Origin of the sequence: Flavitalea sp. (genome assembly GCF_035489435.1) — a bacterium.
In the GTDB taxonomy this organism is placed as follows: domain Bacteria; phylum Bacteroidota; class Bacteroidia; order Chitinophagales; family Chitinophagaceae; genus DATHKG01.
Map to the genome: position 1 here is coordinate 1 of NZ_DATHKG010000049.1, position 24,104 is coordinate 24,104.

General features: G+C 41.3%; 19 protein-coding genes. 5 read left to right on the plus strand and 14 right to left on the minus strand.

Annotation, left to right across the window (positions count from 1 at the left end):
• Nucleotides 1-583: 583 nt before the first annotated feature.
• The 4 genes from VK664_RS07695 to VK664_RS07710 form a co-directional block, all read right to left on the minus strand.
• Complete coding sequence (locus tag VK664_RS07695; RefSeq protein ID WP_461398053.1) at nucleotides 584-1,186, minus strand: nitroreductase family protein; 603 nt, start codon at nucleotides 1,184-1,186, stop codon at nucleotides 584-586.
• Between the two features lie 161 nt (nucleotides 1,187-1,347).
• Nucleotides 1,348-3,897 (minus strand): TonB-dependent receptor, encoded by a 2,550-nt coding sequence (locus tag VK664_RS07700; protein ID WP_461398054.1) that lies wholly within the window; start codon nucleotides 3,895-3,897, stop codon nucleotides 1,348-1,350.
• A 245-nt stretch (nucleotides 3,898-4,142) separates the two neighbouring features.
• Nucleotides 4,143-5,201 carry a glucokinase gene (glk, locus tag VK664_RS07705; RefSeq protein ID WP_461398055.1) on the minus strand — a complete coding sequence of 353 codons (1,059 nt, stop codon included), beginning with the start codon at nucleotides 5,199-5,201 and terminating at the stop codon, nucleotides 4,143-4,145.
• 12 nt (nucleotides 5,202-5,213) lie between these two features.
• On the minus strand, nucleotides 5,214-6,140 hold the full coding sequence (locus VK664_RS07710) for an SAM hydrolase/SAM-dependent halogenase family protein (protein WP_461398056.1): 927 nt from the start codon (nucleotides 6,138-6,140) through the stop codon (nucleotides 5,214-5,216).
• A gap of 121 nt (nucleotides 6,141-6,261) precedes the next feature.
• On the opposite strand from VK664_RS07710, the gene VK664_RS07715 reads away from it, so the two are divergent.
• Nucleotides 6,262-6,780: a hypothetical protein gene (locus tag VK664_RS07715; protein ID WP_461398057.1), complete on the plus strand. Its 519-nt coding sequence runs from the start codon at nucleotides 6,262-6,264 to the stop codon at nucleotides 6,778-6,780.
• 108 nt (nucleotides 6,781-6,888) lie between these two features.
• On the opposite strand, the gene VK664_RS07720 is transcribed toward VK664_RS07715, so the two are convergent.
• The 4 genes from VK664_RS07720 to serA are packed head-to-tail and all read right to left on the minus strand — an operon-like array spanning nucleotide 6,889 to nucleotide 11,537.
• Nucleotides 6,889-7,614 carry a YqjF family protein gene (locus VK664_RS07720; protein ID WP_461398058.1) on the minus strand — a complete coding sequence of 242 codons (726 nt, stop codon included), beginning with the start codon at nucleotides 7,612-7,614 and terminating at the stop codon, nucleotides 6,889-6,891.
• Between the two features lie 50 nt (nucleotides 7,615-7,664).
• Nucleotides 7,665-8,933 (minus strand): tetratricopeptide repeat protein, encoded by a 1,269-nt coding sequence (locus VK664_RS07725; RefSeq protein WP_461398059.1) that lies wholly within the window; start codon nucleotides 8,931-8,933, stop codon nucleotides 7,665-7,667.
• A 12-nt stretch (nucleotides 8,934-8,945) separates the two neighbouring features.
• Nucleotides 8,946-10,274: an ATP-binding protein gene (locus VK664_RS07730; protein ID WP_461398060.1), complete on the minus strand. Its 1,329-nt coding sequence runs from the start codon at nucleotides 10,272-10,274 to the stop codon at nucleotides 8,946-8,948.
• Between the two features lie 24 nt (nucleotides 10,275-10,298).
• On the minus strand, nucleotides 10,299-11,537 hold the full coding sequence (serA, locus tag VK664_RS07735) for a phosphoglycerate dehydrogenase (RefSeq protein ID WP_461398061.1): 1,239 nt from the start codon (nucleotides 11,535-11,537) through the stop codon (nucleotides 10,299-10,301).
• A 269-nt stretch (nucleotides 11,538-11,806) separates the two neighbouring features.
• Here serA and VK664_RS07740 point away from each other — a divergent pair, with 269 nt between their 5' ends.
• Both VK664_RS07740 and VK664_RS07745 read left to right on the plus strand, forming a co-directional pair.
• Nucleotides 11,807-12,991 carry a serine hydrolase domain-containing protein gene (locus VK664_RS07740; RefSeq protein ID WP_461398062.1) on the plus strand — a complete coding sequence of 395 codons (1,185 nt, stop codon included), beginning with the start codon at nucleotides 11,807-11,809 and terminating at the stop codon, nucleotides 12,989-12,991.
• A gap of 137 nt (nucleotides 12,992-13,128) precedes the next feature.
• Nucleotides 13,129-14,628 carry an NAD(P)H-hydrate dehydratase gene (locus tag VK664_RS07745; RefSeq protein ID WP_461398063.1) on the plus strand — a complete coding sequence of 500 codons (1,500 nt, stop codon included), beginning with the start codon at nucleotides 13,129-13,131 and terminating at the stop codon, nucleotides 14,626-14,628.
• 16 nt (nucleotides 14,629-14,644) lie between these two features.
• Here the strand turns inward: VK664_RS07745 and VK664_RS07750 are convergent, their stop codons facing one another.
• Complete coding sequence (locus tag VK664_RS07750) at nucleotides 14,645-15,139, minus strand: cytidine deaminase (protein ID WP_461398064.1); 495 nt, start codon at nucleotides 15,137-15,139, stop codon at nucleotides 14,645-14,647.
• Between the two features lie 108 nt (nucleotides 15,140-15,247).
• Entirely contained in the window at nucleotides 15,248-16,753 is a 1,506-nt protein-coding gene (gene lepB / locus VK664_RS07755; protein ID WP_461398065.1) for a signal peptidase I, read from the minus strand.
• Between the two features lie 269 nt (nucleotides 16,754-17,022).
• Between lepB and VK664_RS07760 the strand changes: the two genes are divergently transcribed.
• Complete coding sequence (locus VK664_RS07760) at nucleotides 17,023-17,343, plus strand: hypothetical protein (protein ID WP_461398066.1); 321 nt, start codon at nucleotides 17,023-17,025, stop codon at nucleotides 17,341-17,343.
• A 17-nt stretch (nucleotides 17,344-17,360) separates the two neighbouring features.
• Here VK664_RS07760 and VK664_RS07765 read toward each other — a convergent pair whose 3' ends face one another.
• Nucleotides 17,361-18,065, minus strand: coding sequence for an alpha/beta fold hydrolase (locus VK664_RS07765; RefSeq protein ID WP_461398067.1), 705 nt, complete (start codon nucleotides 18,063-18,065; stop codon nucleotides 17,361-17,363).
• A 128-nt stretch (nucleotides 18,066-18,193) separates the two neighbouring features.
• Nucleotides 18,194-19,366 carry a sigma-54-dependent transcriptional regulator gene (locus VK664_RS07770; RefSeq protein ID WP_461398068.1) on the minus strand — a complete coding sequence of 391 codons (1,173 nt, stop codon included), beginning with the start codon at nucleotides 19,364-19,366 and terminating at the stop codon, nucleotides 18,194-18,196.
• Between the two features lie 91 nt (nucleotides 19,367-19,457).
• Between VK664_RS07770 and VK664_RS07775 the strand changes: the two genes are divergently transcribed.
• Entirely contained in the window at nucleotides 19,458-20,231 is a 774-nt protein-coding gene (locus VK664_RS07775; RefSeq protein ID WP_461398069.1) for a DUF4846 domain-containing protein, read from the plus strand.
• Between the two features lie 645 nt (nucleotides 20,232-20,876).
• On the opposite strand, the gene VK664_RS07780 is transcribed toward VK664_RS07775, so the two are convergent.
• Both VK664_RS07780 and VK664_RS07785 read right to left on the minus strand, forming a co-directional pair.
• Nucleotides 20,877-21,863, minus strand: a complete 987-nt coding sequence (locus VK664_RS07780; RefSeq protein ID WP_461398070.1) for a pyruvate dehydrogenase complex E1 component subunit beta — start codon at nucleotides 21,861-21,863, stop codon at nucleotides 20,877-20,879.
• Nucleotides 21,864-21,959: 96 nt separating this feature from the next.
• Entirely contained in the window at nucleotides 21,960-23,498 is a 1,539-nt protein-coding gene (locus tag VK664_RS07785) for a M20/M25/M40 family metallo-hydrolase (RefSeq protein ID WP_461398071.1), read from the minus strand.
• Between the last annotated feature and the right edge of the window lie 606 nt (nucleotides 23,499-24,104).

The following is a 24,104-nucleotide window of genomic DNA, read 5'->3' on the forward strand; positions in this document are numbered from 1 at the left end:
TATTATTAATGCACTGGAACCAGATTGCTTGCGAGTTGCAGATTGCTTGCGAATTAGATGAAAAGAATGCAAATGCAGTGATGCACAACCGAAATTTCGGTAGCTAAGATTGTTTAAGAGATTGTTGCAAACGGATTTTTGGCAAGCGTTTTTCCGATAACCGGATAGCTGGCAACAGTAATTCAGAGAACGGTAACACAGCAATTTCATTTCAATCTCTGCAATGCCGATAATGTCAATGCCGGTTATTGCAATAAGTGAATGTTGAATTTTGTTGTAAAAGTCGCATATCCCCCTAAGTGAACGAGATTAGAACGTGCAGGATGGGCCTGAGGTTGGTTTGATTGCCACCTTCGATTCCTGTTCGGAGTTACCGAAGCCGATCAGGGCCCAACAGAAACCAGCGCTACATGAATACCTGAAAAAGCCGATCAGGGAACTAAAAGCCGATCGGAGACAACAACAGCCACCGGCATGAACAATGGTATTAACCAGGAATCACAGTGGCAAATCAAACCAACCGAAAGGCCCATCCGGCGGAGTGAAGAACCGAGTGAACGCCATGAACGCGCAAAATCAATAATTACTCCCTGACCCAATTAACTTTTTCATCGAGAGATGATGGTGATCGGTGCACTGAAGGCACCTGGACATAACCAAGAAAAAAGAAACCCATAAATATATCATCCGGTCCCAGCCCGATCAGTTCATTTGCCTGTTTCATAAAAGTTATTCCTCCAGTGCTCCAATAACCTCCAATACCATAAGCATCAAGACTAAGATAAATGTTCTGAATGGCGCAACTGACTGCGGCTATTTCTTCCAGTTCAGGAATAATACCTACACTTCTTTTACAACCAATGGCAATTACGTGTGAGCATAATCGTGGTGTGTTAAGCAGGTTTTCATATTTGTTTTCTTTAAACCTGTCCCCGGCATTTTGCTTATAAATTGCTGATTGTTTCTCTCCCAACACATCTAATCCCTTGCCGGAAAAAACTGTAAATCGCCAGGGCTCCGTTAGTTTATGTGTCGGAGCTGAATTCGCATTTTGTAAAATTTCAGTTATGATTTCATCTGGTATCTTTCGATTCGAATCAAACTGGCTCACGAATACAGACCTCCGATTCCTGATTGCGAGGTTCATACTGATAGCATCCATAATTGAGTTGCTGCTATTCGTCATAATATATTGCTATTATTCGTCAGAATATGTTGGTGCTATTCGTCATAATATATTGCTGTTATTCGTCAGAATATATTGCTGCTATTCGTCATAATATTTGTCCATTCATTTCAAGGCATAATTTGATTTCATCCAAATAATTTGGTTCAATCAAGAAGGATCTAACCATTGTCGGGCGCTGTATTGTTTTCGTCGTCACGTCTTTCATTGTTCTTTTTTGGGAACAATGTAAACTCTGAGCTTCCAAATTTATATGTAAAAGTAAGTCTAAAGCTCCTGACATTCCATCTGCGATATGAGTCCTGGTAGAATTGCTCAGTGTCATAAATAGTTCCAAACCGCCTGGTGTTGAATACATCGTTAACACTGAAAGTCAAGGCCGCTTTGTTATTTTTCAGGAATTCCTTCCTGAGTGCCATATCTACATTATACTGTTCTTTTCTTTTCCCTTGTGGGATCACTTCCGGGGATTCATATTCCCCGGTTAACTGAAAACTAAGTTTATTGAACAATGATGAATTTTCTGTAGCAATTCTATAGTTAGCAATTAACTTGGCTTCCCAGTTGAAGCCATCATTGCTGAGATCGAGATTATTTATCACCGCGTTTACTTTGCGGTATTGCATGTTAATACTTGGTGTGAAGTCGAAATTGTCTCCGATCCTTTGCTGCAAGGTAAACTCAGCGCCCACACGGTTATTACTTTGGGCATTAACAAAAGTGTTCAGGATAGCATTTGGATCTACGGCAGCATTATTTAATTTTTCGAATTGTTCAGCACTGATTGTATCACTGTATTCAGTGATATCTGCCGGGTTGTTCCGGTAATACAATACTGCCAGGAAACTGCCGCTATTATAAGTTCTGTTATAGTTAATCTCAAATGAATTCACAAATTCAGGGCGAAGTGCAGGATTTCCCTGTCTTAAATTTACCGGATCGCTGATATCGACAAAAGGATTCAACTGCCAGAAATTAGGTCGCCTGATTCGCCGTGAATAATTCACCTGCAGCTCATGGCCCTCCGCCAGTTCTTTTGTCAGGAAAATGCTTGGAAATAATGCATCCCAGATATTCTTTATTGTCTTCGGATATTGATAGCCAAATTTCTGAGCACTGTCAACTAATTCTCCATCAAACCTGGATAGTTCTGTTCTTAATCCCAATTGATATTTCACTTTTTTAACGGCTCCTGAAAAGGTAGCATATGCAGCATTCACGTTTTCGCGGTAATCGTAATTATTACTTAATGGCAACTTTGTTTCGACCCCTGAACTCTCAACCGAATATGCATTGAACACGCTATTGTAATTATTAAAAAATGACCTTAAACCAACCTCCCATTTTTGTGTTTCGGAGATTGGGTTAACAAAATCCAACTGCATAGTCAGCTGATCATTGTTATTATTTCCAAAATTACGAACCACGTTAGCATCCTGGTAAATGGATCCATCAGTCTTGTAATAATTATTAATGATAGAAGAATTGTCATTACTTTTCCCGGTATTGTAACTAATATCTGCACTCAGTTCTTTCCCTTCCCTGGCAAAATTATGTTTGTAAAGCAACTGCGTGTTGCTCCTGTTAAATTGCGCGTTACCATCTGCGGTCCGGTCTCCATATCTTATTAGTTCCTGGTTAACATCAAGGTATTCCTGCTGCTGATCTTCATGTGAACTAAAGTTTCCCCGCACAAAGTTTTGGGTAACTGTGATCGTATTCCTGTTATCGAGGAAATAATCCAGGCCAAACCTTACAGATCTGAATTTTCTTTCTCTTTCGTTCAGCGAATTTTGGTTAAAATAATCCTGGATCACTCCCTGGCTCTTATTCTGGCGAAATGTTTCACCTTTAGCCTTTCCCCCGGATTGATTATAGTTTCCGCTTGCAAAAAAATTGAACTTTCCTTCCCGTAGATTTAGCGTTAGGTTTCCATTAAGAATGCCGGGAGATCCTACGCCGGCAGAAGCGCTGCCATTAAGGCCTATTCTTTTATTTTTTTTCAGTACTACGTTGATAATACCTCCGCTACTTGCTGCATCAAATTTTGCAGAGGGATTTGTAATCAATTCTACCCGGTCGATGTTATCAGCAGGAATCTGATCCAGGGTGAGAATGGTTGGACGGCCGTCTACAAATATCTGCGGAGATGCATTTCTTAATTGAACATTACCCTCAACATCTACGGTTACCGAAGGTATATTCTTCATCAGATCAACAGCTGTTCCCCCGGCAGCTGTAATTGCACGGTCGGCATTAAAAACTTTTCTGTCTATATCCATTGTCAGCGCAGGTTTTTGCGCAGTAACTGTAACCGCTCCGAGGAATTGCGATTCCTGCTCTAATTTGATATTGCCCAGGTCCTTAATAGCAGGTTTATCCGGTGCCAAAGTAAAAAATATTACAAGTTCCTGCTCTTTAAATCCTATAGCGGTAATGACTAACCGAAAACTGTCTTTGGGTGAAAGGTTTCCGAGACTAAAATCACCATTCGGCTTTGTCAGCATGCCTCCTGCCAATTTGCCGGAGTTTTTTTGAAATAATTGGACCGATGCGGCTTCAACTCCTTTGTTGGTTTTTCCATCAACGATTTTTCCAATAAACTTACCGCCTGCGGTATTCAATCCCTGTGAAGAGTTCATCGCTCCATCCTGCGCTGAGGCAACCAATACAAAACCTAATTGTAACAAAAGAGCAAATACAAACTTCATCTTAATAATTTGATAATATCCGGACAAATGTCGCCCTGCAACGCCAATATTGAATGAATGAAAAATTATAATATCATTAATCAGCAATAAAAGAATGCCAACCGGGGCTAATTTACTGTGCTTTTATTGTCTTTTGCAGGCAGTAGGCAAATTTGCAGACAGTAAGCCGAAATATCACGTTCACTTTGGCTTTTTGTTAACAAGAATAACCACCTGGAATATTGTGTAAACGAGGATTATGGGTGTTAGTGGACGCCGTAAGCCCCAAAAGATGCAGCTCCATTTAACCCTGTCCTATCATCACGGATCAGATAAATGGGCACTTCTTCCAGCAGGTGATGCATGCGGTCACAATCCATGAAATGCTCGAAAAAATTATATCTATCTAGCAAAGGACTGATTTTAGGCGGAATACCGCCTCCCAGGAAAAGCCCGCCTATAGCCTTCATTTTCAGCACCAGGTTAGCAGATTCCCTGGCCAGGTACCTGACAAACAATTCCATTGTATGTATGCAGACAGCGTCCTTATCGTCTTCGGCTGCAGTGCTTATAATGGCCGATGGATCATCGCTTTTCAGGCCTTCGGTAAGCCAGGCCGGAACTGCATTCGCACGATGTTGATCCAGGAATTTATATATATCATAAATGGCAGGACCGGATACAAGTTTTTCCCAGCTCACGATTCCATATTCTTTTTGCAGGTACCGGGTGAGTTGAAAATCCTCTTCGGTTCTGGGCGAAAAATCACAATGTCCGCCTTCTGTGGGGAAAGGATGATAATATTTCCCATCCCAGAAAAGGCCCGCTTCGCCCAGCCCTGTACCTGGTGCTATAATGGTCATGTTCCCACGGGCCAGCGGATTACCTTCGCGCACAACCAACAACTCTTCGGCGCCCAGGTTTGATAGTCCATAAGCTATTGCTTCGAGGTCATTAATCATTGACACATTTTCGACCGGGAAAGTTTTCATCAGGTCATCACTGTCAAGTACCCAGTTGAGATTAGTCAGTTCAGCCTTGCCGTCTATTACCGGGCCGGCGACACCAAGACAGATCCTGTCCGGTACGCTCTCCCCCGAAGCAGCGAGGAAATCTTTTATCATCACTGCCACTGAATTATAATCCGGGGATGCGAATCTTTCCTCTTTAATAAGTTCAAGTTTGTTGCGGGTGGCATGAAACAAGGCGAGATTTGTTTTTGTTCCACCGATATCCCCTGCAAGAATTTTCAAACCATTTAATGGAAGCGTTGATTTGCCAGGAAGAGAAACAGGAATACTAAATGAATCATTAAAAACGGGCATGCTTAACTAATTTTATGGTCGAGGCGCAAAAGTATTGAATTTGGAACTTCTGGAAATATGAACGTTCCAAAGTGGCCCACTTGCAATCTTAAATGAATCGGCAAAGCTGGCTTCATTGATCGCAAGTGAAAAATTCATCAGGCTATTCATATATGCAAGTGGAGTGCCTTGTGGAACTTCGCCAAAAGTATTGACCATGGGAACCGTTCCCTGGAACATTATGCTTGTGTCAATCAGAATAGTTACCATAACATCTTCTCCCACCTTAAGGTTCAGTTTTTTGAAAAGAGAATCTGGGATGTTGGTCCAGATGTTACCAAACTGTGGATCAAGTACCGGAATATTGCCGAGAATACTGTCACCCTGTAGACTTGGCTCCTGGAAAGAGAAACTTACAACGGAATCGGGTAAACGCCGGCCGACTTCTTCAAAAGAAATCACTCCGGCCGCAAGTCTTGCCCCCGTGAAAGCGTATACATCCCTGCCATGAAACGTGTATGAATGAGAGGAATTATCACGACGGTTTGTTTTTTCATCAATTTCCCTGATCTCATCAATTCCCAGAGATGTTGCAACGAACTGAAGTGTTCCATTATCGGGCGTAACGAAATAATGCCCGGTCTTGCTACGCATCACAACGGACCTTCTCATGGTTCCAACACCGGGATCAACTACGGAAACAAATACAGTTCCGGCCGGCCAGTATACAGCAGTCTGCAACAAACGATAAGCTGCTTCCCACGTATTATAAACAGGTATTTCATGAGTAAGATCATACAAAGCCAGCCTGGAATCTATTCCAAAGGCAATGGCTTTCATTTCACTTACTGCTCCATCTTTCAAACCAAAATCAGTTTGAAAAACAACTGCATTTTTCTTTTGGCTACAGGAGGTGATTATAGCCAACGTGATAAACACCAATATGAATCTTAAGATCAACTTGATTTTTTTGAGTTAATTTGTAAACAAACAAAGGCGTGAAGTTAAAGCAAGAAGAAATGTTTTGATAAGCTTATGTAAAATTTTTAACACATCCGGCAATTAATATAATTAAGCTCAGGTGAATCTGAAAATTTTTATTCCTGAAAGGCATTCAAAAGAGAATACTGCAAAAGCTGTAGCGCTAATTGGTATAAATAAACAGCTTTTTGGGGAGTTGATATCTTTCATATTTAGTGAAAACAGAAGGCTCGCCCCGAGAGCTGCGTGGATAGCCAGCGAAGTAAGCAGGTTACATCCGGAGCTTATAAAGCCACATATAAAAGACCTGGTAAATTACATTCAAAACAAAAATACTGACTACGCAGTAAAACGAAATACACTCAGGATATTGCAATTTGTTACCATCCCGCCTGCGTTGCATGGTGCCTTAATGAATGTATGTTTTGAAATCATAATCTCAGGTAAAGAACCGCCCGCTGTGAAAGCAAATGCGCTAACAATACTGGATAATTTAAGTGAACGTTATCCTGGGATCAGGGATGAACTAAAAATGGTCATTGAATCGGGATTTGAAACTGAATCACCCGCATTCAAAAGCCGGGCATCAAAGATCCTTAAGAAATTAAGTATCCGTTAGAATTCAATTTGTTTCATCTGTCTGACTTAGGCCTAAAGGTTATTACCAATCTTCGAAGTCAAATCCTAATGGCTGATCCGTTTCTTTTTGTAGAAATTGATTCAAATCCTAATGGCTGATCAGTTTCTTTTTGTAGACAATGATTTTTGAACCTTCAGCAAGAAATACGGATTGAGGCTCCATTGTGTCAAGACCAGCAAATTCACTTCCATAAAGATCTTTAAAATTGCAGTTTATCTCAAACCCAGTTACAGGATAAATTTCCCAAAGCGGATGAGCAACTTCATACTCACCGGTTGTATGCTTATTAATATTTGAATAACCCCAGAAATGTTCAGTGATAAATTCTTCTTCAGACCCGGGGACCAGTGGAATTGAATTTGGTGATGTCTTTACTGAAAGTTTTTGCCAATGGTTACGGAACTTCCATTCATAGCTTATCTTCAGGCTATCTTCATTGAATTCTTCGCTGTGCCTGACCGGCAGACTTATATATTTTTCCTTATAAATCAGATTAGCAACAAAACTTATGGTTGGTTTGGGGACAATTTCTTTCAAAAATACCACTCCCCTCTTCCATTCATTGCCTTCTTTAAACCTGACATAAAAACGCAGGTTGATCTCCGGAAAATCGGTATGAAAAGGAACACTCAGATTTAGTATCCTGGTATTTTGAAACCTAAACCCAACAAGACTGACATAACATTTTCCATTGAATGAGTCCAACACTGTTTTATAGGGTAGGAACTTTTCAAGGATTGAGGGATCGACATCATAATTTGCCATTATGAGTTTGCGCCATTCGGCAGTCAGGAATTTTGATTTTGTGGCCATCTGGTAATACTTAAACAACTACGAAATAAAATATTGTTTAACCGGCAATTTCAACGTCTTGAAAAAGCGTGTACCCACATATAAGCAGCAAAGCCCAATAGGTAAACTGCAGCAAAAGCAGGAAGGGATTCATTGCTGAATGAACAGAAAATCGCTGTAATAAATCCGGTTATCACCAGTGCCATTGAATACCATTGCAAAAAATTTGATCCTTTAAACTTCCAGGGATATCTCATATGACCAAGCGGAATGGCAACAGACATTAGTATTAGCCCGGCCGTCAGAAGACCATTGCTTTGATCATTTTGCGATGTCATAAATATTGATGCGATCACTACCATCAGTCCCAATACAATAGCCCCGGTAAAAGAAAGGGCATTCCATTTTTCATTGTTTGACACAGCATATTTTCCATCCTTATCAAAAAGCAGGAAGAAGTTTGCCAGCGGGTTGATTACCCAGCTTGTGATTACAAGTAGCAGGTAAAGACCCAACACAATACCACCAACTATCTTCCAGTTGCCATTGCCTGTGGACGAAGCCCCGGCAAAAATTCTGACAGCTACAAATACGGAAATAGGAACAATCCATCTTGCATTCTTACTCTTATTCGTTATCCAGAAATTATATTTCAGCAACCATCTGTAAGGAGCAACCTTGGATTTAAGTGCTTCTTTAAGCCCGGTACGCGCAGACTCGAGCGTTGGATTAAGTCTTAGAGCTTCTTTGAAATGATCAACAGCATCGCGATGTTTACCTTTCTCAAGATAGTTCCAACCGACTGTTGTATGGGTAAATTCGTTTGTAGGATCCTGTTTCAAGGCATGATGCATGGTAATTACTGCATCGTCTACCCGCTTTAGTTTGTTTAGCGCAGTAGCCCTTGCATTCAGACAGGTGAGTTCTTCTGCATCCAGGGCCAGACCTTCATCTGCTTTTACCAGGGCTGCTTCAAATTGTTTTTCCTCGATAAGGATCATGGCCCATAAACCAAAATAAGCGGAAGCATAGGGATTTAATGCACAGGCTTTTTGAAGATGGATGAGTGCTTTACCATTTTTATCCTGCTGATAATTTGTAAATGCATACAGGTAAAAATAATAATCTTCGGTTGGAGCTTGCTTTATGGCAGATTCAATCAAAGCAGTTGCACCATCAAACTCTCTCAGGTCAAGTTTGCATTTTGCAAGTAGTGAAAGCACATAGTGATTTTCCGGATCAGATTGTAAAGCCTCGGTTAACTGCTTTTCGGCGTCCCTTGGTCTTCCCTGTTCCAGCAAAATATGGGCGCGTTGTATGTTTGGATTGATATCCTCCATATTTCCTAAATCTTACTTTTTAATTTTCAGATACTTCAAAATTTCATCATACAAACCGGATTCGTTTGCATAAAGTGCATAGTTTCTTGCAGAGGCGAGCCATTCAAGAGTACTTGCTTTATGTGACCTGATTGCTTTGAGAATATCTTTTGTGGTAATGGGTTCCAATTTTCCGCTGGCCATAGAAGCCTCCAGTTTATCTTCGACTGCAAGATCGATCAGTGCTTTCAGATCTGCACCCGAATACTGATCCGTTTCCCGCGCAATTTTTTTTGTATCGATTTCTGCCACAGGTTTTTCCCGGAGCATAGTATTAATAATATCTACCCTTGCATTTTCGTCCGGCGGTTCAACAAAAATGATACGGTCGAATCGTCCTGGTCGCCTGAATGCTGCATCTACGCTCCAGGGTGCATTGGTAGCCGCCAGTATAAGGATTCCTTCATTGTCTGAGTTTACGCCATCAAGTTCGGCAAGAAACTGGTTGATAACATGCCGCATGGCGGATTGACGCAGATCATTACGACTGGCCCCAATCGCATCCACTTCGTCAAAGAACAAAACACAAGGGGTGTTTCTGCGGGCAACGTTAAAAATCTCATGCAGATTTTTTTCACTGTTACCTATCCACATGTCAAGTATATCATGCAAGCCTATATTGATAAATTTTGCATTAATCTCACCAGCTGTGGCTTTGGCAATAAAAGTTTTTCCGCATCCCGGCGGACCATAGAGCAAAATTCCACCACCAATTTTTTTCCCGAAAGCTTTATACAGATCCGGGTTCTTTAAAGGCTGAATGATTTTGAGAGCTATTTCATTTTTCACACGTTTCATTCCACCGACATCAGAAAAATTGATGGAAGGCTTTTCAAGGAAATACTTGCTGTCATCCCCAAATTCATCTTCATCATTAAAGTCAAAATCTTCTGAAAGGTTATTTCCACCAGGCATTCTCAATGCAGCATCGATCTCTTCATCACGAAAACCAGGATTTAATGCCAATACCCGTTGATATAGTTCCTGGGCCGCCTCAAATGAATGTTCCCTTACAAGACATTTTATATAGTGGATCATGGAATTCATCTGGAGACTATTCCCTAACTCTTCGTAGATGACGATTGCAGCTGAATATTTTTGCAAATGGAAATATGCTTCTGCAAGACCATGGCTTGCTTTCAGATTGCCATAATTCCTGCTTAAGACTTCTCTGAACTCACGGGCAGCTTCAGTATACATTTTTTCAGTAAGAAGAATTTCTGCTAAATGTAATCTCAACGGGATATTATCCGGTGAAACATTTAGCGCCTCCTGCAGAGAGGTTATCATTTCCTGTGACATACACGCACGTTTAAACTTACCCTTTTAATACAATAACCTGACCTTAATGGTTTCTTTTACCTTTTTCAATAATTCGAATGCTTCTGTTGAAAGTTCGTTGTCAAGATCCAGTACCACATATCCTATTTCATCATTGGTTTTAAGGTACTGGGCCAATATGTTTATATTATGTTTTGATAACTGTGTATTTATTTCTGAGAGTACACCAGGTACATTTTTATGAATATGCAGAATGCGGTGTGCACCCTCCTGCCTTGGCATACTCAACGGCGGAACAGAATGAGAACCGATAGTTATTCCCATTTCAAGATACTCATATAATTTATTGCTCACATCCTGACCAATATTTTGCTGTGCCTCTTCAGTAGAACCTCCGATATGTGGTGTTAAAATTACATTCGGTAAATCCTGTAATGGCGTTTGAAAACGATCCCCGTTTTTTTCGGGTTCCCATGGAAAAACATCAATGGCAGCCCCGGATAATTGACCGTCGAGCAGGGCTTTTCTCAGTGCTTCGAGATCAACCACTTCCCCGCGGGCGTAATTGATCAGGATTGAACCTTTTTTGAAATATTTAAGATTCGTTTTATTTATAAGATTTTTGGTAGATGCCGTATCCGGAACATGGAGGGTTATTATGTCAGCTTCCGCCAACACATCTTTCAAAGACTTTTTTGGCTCAGCGTTCCCCAGGGGCAGCCTGGTTACCACATCATAAAATATCACTTTCATTCCTAAAGCCTCTGCTAGCACGCTCGCTTGTGAGCCAATATTGCCATAGCCGATAATACCCAGCGTTTTTCCTCTTAATTCATAACTCCCTTTGGCTTCTTTCATCCAAATTCCGTCATGGGCAGCCTTATTTTTGTCGGGTATTCGCCTGATCAGCATAATCGACAGGCCAATCACCAGCTCCGCTACAGACCGGGTATTGGAATACGGCGCATTAAATACCGTTATTCCCAGTTTGGTAGCAGTTTTCAAGTCAACCTGGTTCACGCCGATGCAGAAACAGCCGATCGCCTGCAATTTATTGGCAGCCTTGAGCACGTTAGCCGTAATCTGAGTCTTGGACCTGATGCCAAGCAGATGCACGTCTTTTACTTCTTTGATGAGCTGCTCTTCCGAAAGTGCGCCATTTAGCTTGCGAACCGAACTATAACCCGCGTCTTTTAACTGTTTTACTGCTGTATCACTTATATTTTCAAGAAAAAGTATGTTTATTTTTTCTTTGGGATAACTGGTATTTTTTTTGTCGTTCATATTGCCCTGATCTGTTTTTGCGTTAAGTTTTCTGATGGTATTTGCAAATATGGATCTAAAAACCGGAATGGAAAAACAGATTGGATCGAAGGTTGCTATATGTGGAGTTTCTTAACATTTATCTTTAAGGTTTTGTTAGAAACTAATCATTTATCATTAAAATTTGGAATAAAACATTTTAAATATTCAATTTAAACGCCATTCACTGGATAAAAGAAAGGTGATTGCTTTAATTTTGACCTATTACTAACCTGAATAAAACGGTCCTTTTGAAAAACTTGTTGAGGTGTATACCATTTATGGTGATAATGGCTGCCTGTGGCCAGGATAAAGATAAAGCTCAGATCAGTGAAAGTACCCTGACAGGTGTTGCTATTGCTACTCATTCCTCCTCCCTGTCCCCTGAAGAATTCCGGAGGTATTCAAACGCAAGTAAAGAATTTGCTGAAAAACTTTTCGGAAACGGACGTTTGAACGGAAGCCTGCTGGTAGCCAAAAACGGCGAAATTATTTATGAGATGTACAGCGGCTTCAGGAATCCGAGGTCACATAAGGATTCAATTACACCCACGACACCTTTTCACCTTGCTTCCGTCTCAAAAACCATTACGGCGATGGCAGTGCTCAAACTGGTGGACGAAGGAAAAATCCGGGTAACTGACCCTCTCTCCGTTTATCTTCCTCAATTTCCCCTGCCTGATGTTACTGTAAAAAGTCTGCTAAATCATCGCAGCGGTTTGCCTAATTATGTCCATTATATGGAAAGATTAGGATGGGATAAGAAAAGAGCTATCACTAACCAGGATGTGTTTGATTTTATTGTAGCCCGTCACAATGATATCGATATTGGTGCCGCTGACCGGAGATTCAGTTATTCAAATACAAACTATGCCTTGCTCGCCCTCCTTATTGAAAAAGTAAGTGGGCAAAGTTATGGTCAATACCTGCATGTAAATCTTTTTCAGCCACTTGGAATGAAAGACACCTACGCATATACAACTGCAGACAGTGCCCGCTCGTTGCCCTCCTACTTTCACAATGGCAGGCAATACGCATTCGATTTCCTGGACCTGGTATATGGCGACAAAAATATCTATAGTACCGCCCGCGATATGCTCAAATTTGACCAGGCACTTAACTCTGGAAAATTTGTAAATAAACTGCTCCTCGATTCCGCTTACTCCCCTTATAGTTTTGAAAAACCCGGAACCCACAATTATGGTTTGGGATGGAGAATGTTATTGCTTAAAAACGGTAAAAAAGTTATATACCATAATGGCTGGTGGCATGGTAACCGGACTGCGTTTTATCGTTTAATTGATGAAAATGTTGCCATCATCGCATTTTGTAATAACGATTCTAAAATGATCTACAAAACCAAGGATATGGCAGATATTTTTGGCAACTATTTCCATGACGATTCGGAAAAAACCGACGCTATTACTTTGAGATAATTCATGGTTGATGATACCGCTGCATTAGCGCGGGTTGCTTAACCTGCCAGTTTAGTAAATTTATATGCAGGGATTCTTATAATCGATAGATTTGTTTCTTGTTTTTTAACAGCGACGCAATATAATCAGATCGGTTTATGCAAATCTTTTCGGCTTCGCAGATTCACCATTGGGACGAGTATACTATAGAGAATGAGCCAGTGAGTTCTATCGATCTGATGGAACGTGCAGCGCTGGCCTGTTTCACCTGGTTGATCGGGAAAGGTTACGGCAAACTGAATTTCAGTATTTTTTGTGGGAAAGGTAATAATGGTGGTGATGGTCTCGCAATCGCACGTATGCTTTCTCAAAACGGGCAGGCTGTTGTTGTATACATACTGGAATTCGGTCACAAAGGAACCGCTGACTTTCAACAGAACCTTGCATCTCTTCATACAACCAATACGGTTATACGTTTTATTTCAACGGATGAGGGAATACATCCCGTTCCAAAAGATGAAATTATTATTGATGCTATTTTTGGATCAGGTCTTAACCGCAAACCAACAGATCTCAATGCAAGGGTTATTGAGCATATTAATAATTCAGGATGTGAAATTATCTCAATTGATATTCCCAGCGGCATTTCAGCCGATGCTGCTTCAACGGGCCATCCTCATGTGATTGCCAAACATACACTGACTTTTCAGCAATATAAACTTGCATTCTTAATGGCTGAAAACGGAGATGCCTGCGGAGAAATTCATATTCTTAATATTGGCCTGCACCCGGGTTTTGTTAATAATACTCAAAGCGATAAACAACTTGTCGATATCGCCATTATTAAAAGTATCTACAAACCCCGGAAAGACTTTGGACACAAAGGCAGTTATGGACATGCTTTGATCATTGCCGGCAGTTATGGTAAAATGGGTGCAGCTGTCCTGGCGACCAATGCCTGCTTAAGATCAGGCACAGGTTTATGCACCGTACATGTGCCCCGTTGCGGTTATGGGATTATGCAGGTTGCCAGCCCTGAAGCCATGACCGAAACCGACGAAGAAGAAAATTTTACTACCAGACTAAATGATGAAACGGGTCGGTATGCCAGTATTGGAATAGGACCCGGACTGGGACAGGAAGCTGCCACATTAGAATTGCTAAAAGCGCTGATCAGTAATTATTCTAAACCAATGGTAATTGATGCAGATGCACTAAACATGCTCTCAGCCAATAAAGAACTACTACAAAGATTGCCAGCAGGTTCAATTCTGACTCCACATCCTAAAGAATTTGAAAGACTGTTTGGCAAAAGTGAAAATGATTTTGAAAGAACTGAAACCGCAGCAAAGCAGGCCAGATTATTAAATCTCATAATTATACTGAAGGGACATTTTACATTAATTGCAACTCCGGAACAAAGTTATTTCAATACCACTGGTAATTCCGGTATGGCTACGGGTGGTACAGGCGATACATTGACAGGCATTATCACGGGATTGCTTGCCCAGAAATACGAACCAGGGGATGCAGCTATCTTAGGCGTGTATCTGCATGGCCTGGCGGGAGACATTGCTGCAGAGACTATAGGCAAGGAGTCCTTAATTGCATCAGATCTGATATCTTCACTTGGTAAAGCTTTTCTTCGTTTAGCTTAACTGATCTGTTGCGTGGTTAAACCTTTTTGTCCAGTTCAGTTTTATCAAATGCGAGTGGCAGGAGCCCACTGGCCTCAGGTATAACCAATACCTTTCCTTCCATTCCTCCAAGTATCAGCCTGATCGGTCGCATCGTCCGCGATTCAAATTCGGCCAGGCTTTGACGGCACATTCCGCAGGGAGCAATCGGATGGTCACTTTCTCCATTTACATTATTATAACTGATAGCAATGGCTGAAACCGGCATGTTAATGTGTTGGGTGGCTACAGTGGCAAGTAAAACTCTTTCAGCACAAATTCCAACAGGATATGAAGCATTTTCCTGGTTGGAAGCCCGCACAACTAAACCGTTCTCCAGCAAAGCTGCCGCTCCTACCTTAAAATTAGAGTATGGCGCATAGGCATCAGCGGTAGCCGCCCTGGCTTCGTTCAAAAGGTTCGCATCGCCGGCATTCAGCTGATCTATTGAATCATATTCTTCAAAATTCAGGATTTGTTGAGTTTTTTTCATGGGCAGTACAATTTCAGGATGGTTAAATGTAAACCATTAAACAAAACGGCCGGAAAAATGTTCCAGCCGTTTTGATATTAATTTATTACAATATTTTATTACAATGTTTTAGTGAATTCTTTTAAAGATCCTGTTCCATCTGGGTCCCTTATCCCAACTCATCCAGATTAGCCAGGCTCCACCAACTATATGGTCTTCAGGAACAAATCCCCAAAAACGGCTGTCCTGTGATTTGTGCCTGTTATCTCCCATCATCCAGAAATAATTCATCTTGAAAGTATAATTGTCAGCCGGTGCACCATTAATGAAGATTTTACCATCCCTTTCTTCCCATTTGTTATTTTCATAAACCTGGATTGCCCGTTTGTATAGGAGGATATTTGGAGGAGTGAGTTGAATAGTAGCACCTTTTTTTGGTACCCAGAGTCTTCCGAAATTATCAATTGACCAGTTGAAATAGGTAGTATCATTCGGATAGGTGTCTCCGTAGTTGTTGATAATATCTCTTTTCACGCTTGTAACACCCTGTATCTTTTTTACGATTTCCACTTCAGGATTTGTGAGATTGATCATATAAGAATAACCCTGGCGATTAACGAAATCAGGAGACTCATCGTCCTGGTTAAGATGTACTCCTGCTTCTCTTAATACATCCTCATCAAGTCTTACATTATTTGTTTCAACAACGTAATAGGTAGCCTGTGTGGGCGATACAAATGCAGCCTGTCCATTTACATAAAGTATCCCTTCTCTTATTTCAATAGTGTCTCCGGCGATGCCAACGCAACGCTTGATATAATTTTCTCTCTTGTCAACCGGGCGCGTGGTTACGGTATAATCTTCCCAAACCTTATCCCGCCCATATGCTCTGACCATATCATAATATGGAAATTTTGAATCAAATTCTTTCGTCAGAGTATCACCTGCGGGAAAGTTAAACACCACTACATCGTTCCTGTCTACCTTTTTTTCGAACCAGCGGGTATAAGGAATCTTAATTATTTCGGTATATGATTTAGTGTTGAGATATGGAACTGTGTGATGCACAAACGGGACTGCAAGGGGGGTGTTGGGAATCCTTGGTCCGTAGGTCAGTTTGCTTACAAAAAGGAAGTCATTAATTAACAGCGTTTTTTCCATTGATCCGGTCGGAATAACATAAGCTTCAAAAACGAAGGTCCGGATAAGCGTGGCAGCAACGATTGCGAAAACCGCGGCATCGATCCATTCGCGGGATGCTGATTTACGGTGTTTTTTAACAACTTCTCGGCCTAAAAAGCGGTCATCTTTGTTATAACCAACATAGGGAAAATAAAGAAATGGCACTAGCACAGTTGCGGCATGCTCCCATAATTTAAATTTGCCAAATAACTTTGCCCATTCCACAAATATCCAAAGGGTAATGAACCATCCTACCACAGGTATAAACTGCCAGAAAAACCAATGTTTACGAAGTCCGGTAGCATTGTGCATTTCCCAGGTATTATAAAACGGGATCCAGGCTTTCCATGATGGAATTCCGGCTTTTTTAAACATGGCGGCCAAACCGGGAGCAGGTAATAAAACTAGTAATAGGGAAATCAGAACAAGAACAGAAAGATCAGAAAAACTCATTCTCAGGGTTTTAAAATTCGGGCAAAAATACCATAAATACAGGCAAACAAACTATGTATTAACGGCGTATTTGCAAAAAACAATATTCCGCTAAGCTTGTTAGTTGTAATAACTTACAAATTGTTACAGTTGATATGAATCATTTTTCTATTCGTGATATAGAGAATTTAAGCGGAATTAAGGCCCATACCCTCAGGGTTTGAGAGCAGCAGTTCAAAGTGCTTCTTTTTGCGCCTAAAAATGAATTTCATGAAATACCACTTCTTTTCATGTGGTATCTGCTCAAGAAAAGAAAAGTGCCTGTTATTTATCTTGGTGCAAATACCGATACTGAACTCGTATTTCAATATTGTTCAAGGCAGCCGGTAACAGAACTATATTTTTATCTTATCACGAATCTCGTGAATTGCAATATCGACCGGTTTGTTACTGAATTCTCTCAACAACTTGCTGATAAGGAATTTTCTTTTGGAGGCACTCATGTCTGTATACTAAGTTTCAAGCCAGTTAACGTAACGATACTCAACTCAACCAGGGAATTACTTTCCTTTGTCAATCGCAGGATTGATGTGGAATCTTCAATGAAGTAATTTCAAGTGTTGGGTTATTAAGTTCTGAACGGTGTTGGATTATTAAGACCTGAGCAAATTTCAGCAACGATTTTGTTTATTTCATCAAAATGACTCATCACCATAAAGTGGCCACCATTCTTAATTACATGGGTTGGCTTCACTTTGCTGATGGGGAATAATTTGTCTTTGTCGCCGTGTATGTGAAAAATTTGCGGCGGGCTCCATTCATTTTTCCAGTTGAAGATATTTCGCAACGACCATTTGAGATACAATGGATCAACATTATCCCGGAATTCATTCGCAATCGCAATTGTTTCAGCAGTATCGGCTCCAAGGAAATAATTCTGGATAGGCCTGATCGCACTGAGTGGTTTGATTGATTTTAATGGTACAGAAGGCAGCAGGTATTCTGCTTTGCATTTACCAAAGAATTTCATCCAGAACGGTAGTTCCTGGCTTGATTTTATGGACGAGATAAGGATAACCGCTTTTACGGGAATAAGCTTTGCAATTTCAATTGCCATCATACCCCCGAATGACACCCCCATCAGAACCGGTTGTTCATGTTTGATATTAACTGCGAGCCTTCTTGCATATTCGTTAAGGCCTTCTGATTTTTGTTGGGGCAGAACCCAGCCCAGTGGCAGCAAATTCGTTTGCGGAATTGCCAGATTTTTGAAGATGCGTTGATCCGCGCCCAGTCCGCTTAGGCAATAAATATGATCCAAGGTCTTTTTCACAAATCGGAATTAACAATTGATATTTTAGCGCTCCAAATGTAAATGATCGGCAGGCACTCTTAATATAAACGATCAGCATTAACAATTGTTATATCGTCCATTCTTATTTATACCCTAAGCGGGAGGTTTTAAGATCCCTGGTTATTTGGCAATACGTATGAACGAACATCTTCCGCGGCGATGGTTTTACCTGAAAGTATGATCAACCTTTCTACTACATTTCTTAGCTCACGTATATTCCCGGTCCAGTTATGTTGCTTCAAAGTGTCGATTGCATCTTTATCAATTCCTTTTTTTGCAATCCCATAGTCGGTGCAGATATCGGTTAGGAATTTGTCGACCAGCAATGGAATGTCATCCCGGCGATCATTCAGTGAAGGCACATGGATGATAATTACGCTAAGACGATGATATAAATCGAGGCGAAAATTTTTCTCGTCCACTTCTTTTAATAAGTCTTTGTTCGTTGCCGCGATCACGCGAACATCAACACTAATATCCTTATCGCCCCCTACCCTTGTGATCTTACCTTCCTGGAGCGCACGTAAAACCTTGGCCTGTGCACTTAAACTCATATCACCTATTTCATCGAGGAATAAAGTGCCACCATGCGCCTGCTCAAACTTGCCTATCCTTTGCTTAACTGCGGAAGTAAATGAACCTTTCTCATGTCCAAATAATTCGCTTTCTATTAACTCGCTCGGTATTGCTGCGCAATTCACTTCAATCAGTGGCCCTGTCGCCCTGTTGCTTTTTTCGTGTACCCACCTTGCGACGAGCTCTTTACCAACCCCGTTTTCGCCGGTCACGAGGATCCTGGCTTCTGTGGGGCCGACCTTGTCAATTGTATCTTTTATTTTGGTAATCGGGCTTGATTCACCTATCATTTCTTCCACCTTGCTAACCTTTCTCTTCAACACTTTTGCTTCCGCAACCAGGTTGGTTTTATCCATTGCGTTGCGGATAGTGATCAACAGGCGGTTCAGATCAGGGGGTTTGGAGATATAATCGTATGCCCCTTTTTTGACCGCTTCCACAGCGGTCTCGATTGTTCCATGACCAGAAATCATGATCACAGGCACATCAGGATTTGCTTCCCGGGCTTTATCAAGAAATTCCAGGCCATCGAGTTTTGGCATTTTGATATCACAAAGCACTACATCATAACTTTTATCACGGAATTTCTTCAACCCCTCTTCTCCATCGCCCGCTTCCTCAATTTTGTACCCTTCATAAGACAAAATCTCAGTTAGGGTCTTGCGAATCGCTTTTTCATCATCAATAATCAGAATATTCGACATATAATTTTAACAGTCTTTTGCGTGGATTAACTAATCAGTACCATCTCAGTTCAGGTATTCGCGTATTTACCGAAGCCCCTAAACCGATTTTATGCAAATTACGATGATGCTCGCAATCCTGCTACCGCTCTGTATTAACGGGATAATCCGTTCACAAAACAAAGACGCCGCGGATTTGCCGTCGCAAAATAATACTTTATTTGAGCATGTCACGGATATTCCATTACCGCCTGGTTACAGAAGGATTGAAACCGGCCCGCAATCCTTTGGCTCCTGGTTGAGAAAAATCAGGTTGAAAGGCGATAATACCGTGTATCTCTATGATGGAACAAAAAAGTATAACCAGGATGCCCAATACGCGGTGTTGGAGATATCTGTTGGTAAAAAAGATCTGCAACAGTGCGCTGATGCAGTAATGAGGCTTAGGGCTGAATATCTTGTCAGTACCGGTCGGCGGAGTGAAATATGTTTCATTGATAATGCGGGGAAAAGGTATCAATGTCCGGCTGAACCCGGTTCAGCGGTCTTTGAACTTTTTCTTGAAAAAGTTTATAGTTATTGCGGCACCAGTTCACTTTCGCGGCAACTGAAACCTGTAGCTGATTTTAAACAGATCCTGCCAGGAGATATATTAATTAAAGGTGGGTTTCCTGGGCATGCGGTGACTGTGATGGATGTAGCAGAAAACAAGTCAGGACAAAAAATCTATATGATTGCACAAAGCTTCATGCCTGCCCAATCAGTTCATATTCTGAAAAATCCCCTGCTTAAGGATATTTCACCCTGGTATATAGTTGATTTAAATTCAACAGTAATAACAACCCCCGAATGGAGTTTTAACATTACACAGTTGATGCACTGGTAATCGTCGTCAGGATCGGTTGTTGATTGGTGAAAACAGAATGATAATCGCCAGTATATTTCGGTAAACGGGTTCAACAGGGAACGAAATCAGGGCTAAATACAAAATGACAGTCACCAGTATATACCGATAAACGGCTAAAAATGGATTGAAATGACTTAATTTTAAATATTAATATGCATTCATTATTGATTGATAATCAGTCAATATTATAAAGAAAATGGTTGTTCGATAAAATTAATCGGCAGAATCTTCGGTTTGGACTTGCAGTTTTGGGCAATGTGATTTAATTTAGACTTGTATCCATGTAAAAACAATTATCCAACACCTCAAAAAGTATCACCTATGAAAACACAACTACAAATTGAATCCACTCCTGTTGTAAGTAGAACAATTGTTAAGCTAGCGCTTTTAGGAGGACTCACTTTGGGCCTTGTTTATGCGGTCCTTATGGTGTTTGTAAATGCAGTAAAAATATTTGAATAGCAGCGAAAGATATTGACCAGCCGGAAGCAGATGCTTCCGGTTTCTTTTTGCCCAAAAAAAAAATCCCGAAACAAAGATGTTCCGGGATCATTTCAAAAATCATTATTAATTAAGTAGAAAATACTTTTTGAACCGATGCATTTGTAAGATGCATTTTTAAGTTTACTTCTTCTGGTACGTCACCTCTTTAACCATCTTAACTGTACGCGCGACATCCGGAAGTGCAAGGGCAACCAGGTTTGGAGCATAGTGCAAAGGAGCATCAGCCGCAGTGATCCGGCGGATCGGTGCATCCAGGTAATCAAATCCTTCTTTCTGTATCTGGTATGTGATTTCAGATGAGATAGATGCGAACGGCCACTGTTCTTCAACAATTACCAACCTGTTGGTTTTTTTTACACTTTCAAGGATTGTCATCCAGTCGAGTGGACGAATAGTCCTTAGATCGATCACTTCCGCACTGATCCCTTCTTTTTCCAGTTCCATCGCTGCCCCCAGAGCTACCTTCATCATCTTATTCCATGAAACAATCGTAACATCAGTTCCTGGTCTTTTTACATCGGCCTTTCCTATCGGTATAATGTATTCTTCTTCCGGTACTTCACCTTTTTCACCATACATCAGTTCCGCTTCCATGAAAATTACAGGATCGTCGTCACGAATAGCTGCTTTAAGAAGCCCCTTGGCGTCATATGGATTTGAAACCGATATTACTTTCAATCCAGGTATATTAGCATAATAGCTTTCAAATGCTGTGGAGTGCTGGGCGCCAAGCTGACCAGCTGATCCGTTTGGACCGCGAAAAACAATAGGACAACCAACTTGTCCGCCGCTCATTGCCAGCATTTTAGAAGCGGTATTTAAAATTTGATCTAAGGCCAGAGCCGCAAAGTTCCAGGTCATGTATTCGACAATCGGACGTAGGCCATTTTGAGCTGCACCAACCGCGATGCCTGTAAAACCCAACTCTGAAATTGGAGTATCTATAACTCGTTTTGGACCAAATTCATCCAGCATACCCTGGCTAACTTTGTAAGCACCGTTGTATTCGGCAACTTCTTCTCCCATAAGAAACACGCGATCATCCCTTCTCATCTCTTCATTCATCGCTTCACGCAGTGCTTCCCGATATGCAATTTGTCTTGCCATTGATTGTAAAATTTAAGTTGGGCAAAATTATCGGTTGAGCACCAGATAAACAAGAATTGAAAATGATTTATAGGATTTTAGGATGCTGTGTACCAATTACTGAAATGGTTTTCTTGGCAACTTTTCATCCCTTTGTGCCGTATTATAAACAAAGGCTGCAATAATGGTGGCAGCCTGTTTCAAATCATCAGCCTGTAAATGGTCGTACCCATCCATATTTGTGTGATGTGTCCTTGTATTATATTCTACAGGATCCTGGATGAACTGGAAACCTGGAATAAAAACGCCATCAAAAGCCTGGTGATCAGTACCACCCGTGTTTTGCAGGGTTACGGTTGTAGCGCCTAGATCGTTGAATGGTGTTAACCATTGTTTGAATATGTCTTTTACGCCTGCGTTGCCCTGTGTGTATATTCCCCTGATCTTCCCTGTTCCATTATCAAGATTGAAATATCCCGAAACCTTATCACCTTCTTTATTAAACCTGCGTGGGTTAAGGGTTGTATCAGTGAAATGATTTTTTACGTAATTACGGGAACCGTGCAGACCCTGCTCTTCACCACCCCAAAGGGCAATACGTATTGTTCTCCTTGGTTTAACGCCCAGGGTTTTGAGGATCCGGACAGCTTCCATCATCACGGCGCAGCCAGCCGCATTATCGGTAGCTCCATGTGAAGCGTGCCATGAGTCAAGGTGACCACCGAGCATCACAATCTCGTCTTTAAGATTTTTGTCTGTACCCTTGATTTCCGCTATCACATTATAACCTTTGGTGTCTTCATTGGTGAATCTTGACTTCACATCCAATTCCAGTTTTACAGGAACATTAGCAGCTGCAAGCCTGTAAAGACTCATGTATTCCTCGAAAGCAACCACGATATCCAGGAAATTTGCAGGGGCTGCTGCTGAATAAGCGCCTCCTCCCTGTACAAACAATGTTCCATCGCGACCGCGTGGGGTTGTACTGATAATTGCGATGGCACCTTCTTTAGCAGCCATTTCTTTTAATGTGATCAGGTTGATACCTGTTCCTCCGCCCTGGGCCTGGCGGAAATTACCCGGCGCCCTGGTTGGTGCAGACTTTGGATCATAATCGGCCATCGTCTGCAATTGTTCGCTGGTAAAACGTGATGCATCGGAAGTATAAGTTGGAATCAATGTATCGGTCCTTGGAAATATAATGATCTTTCCTTTTAGCTTCCCTTCAAATGCTTTTAATTCTTCAGGCGTTTTTGCTGTGAGAAGCAATAATTCGCCAGTTTGTAAACCGTTTGTGCTGCCTGTCCATGTTTTTGGAAATGCAATCAGGGGGCGGTAATAAGGCGCAGTCATTGCAACATAAGATTTTTGCAGCTCCCATCCTTTACCCCATTCGCCCCAGGATTCGAGTTTTGAGTTTTCAAGACCATAGCCTGCTAAAGTTGTTTTGGCATAGTTAGCGGCTTTCAGATAACCCGGCGAATTCATTAAACGCGGTCCGTTTACATCTGTAAGCTGGAAAACAATATCCATGACCTTTGAATTGTTCAATCCTTCGGCCCTTATTTTTTGCATCATGTCCTGATCAATTTTTTCCTGACCGAACGTGAGCATACTCAACGCAATTAATGAAACAGAAATACAAATTTTTCTCATGCAATAAATTTTTTGGCTAAGCATGGAAGTTACATGTAGAACCGATGAAGTTGAAACGTTTTATTGCAACGTTGATTCATATTATTTCTCACTTTATGTTTTGATTATGTGGTATGTTGTTCATTTCGCTGCGAATTTTGTCTGTGATTATTAATATTGCTGATTATGCGCGTTCAGGGCGTTCACTCGGTTCTTCCCTTCGCCGGATGGGCCTTTCGGTTGGTTTGATTTGCCACTGTGATTCCTGGTTAATACCATTGTTCATACCGCTGGTGGTTCTTGTCTCCGATCGGCTTTTGTTCCCTGATCGGCTTTTTTAGGTATGCTTGTAGCGCTGGTTGCTGTTGGGCCCTGATCGGCTTCGGTAACTCCGGGCAGGAATCGAAGGTGGCAATCAAACCAACCTCAGGCCCATCCTGCACGTTCTAATCTCGTTCACTTAGGGAGATATGCGACTAATTTAACAAATTCACCATTCACTTATTGCAATAACCGGCATTGACATTATCGGCATTGCAGAAATTAAAATGACATTGATGTGTTACCGGTCTCTGAATCAAAGTTACCAGCTATCCGGTTATTGGAAAAACGCTTGCCAAAATCCAT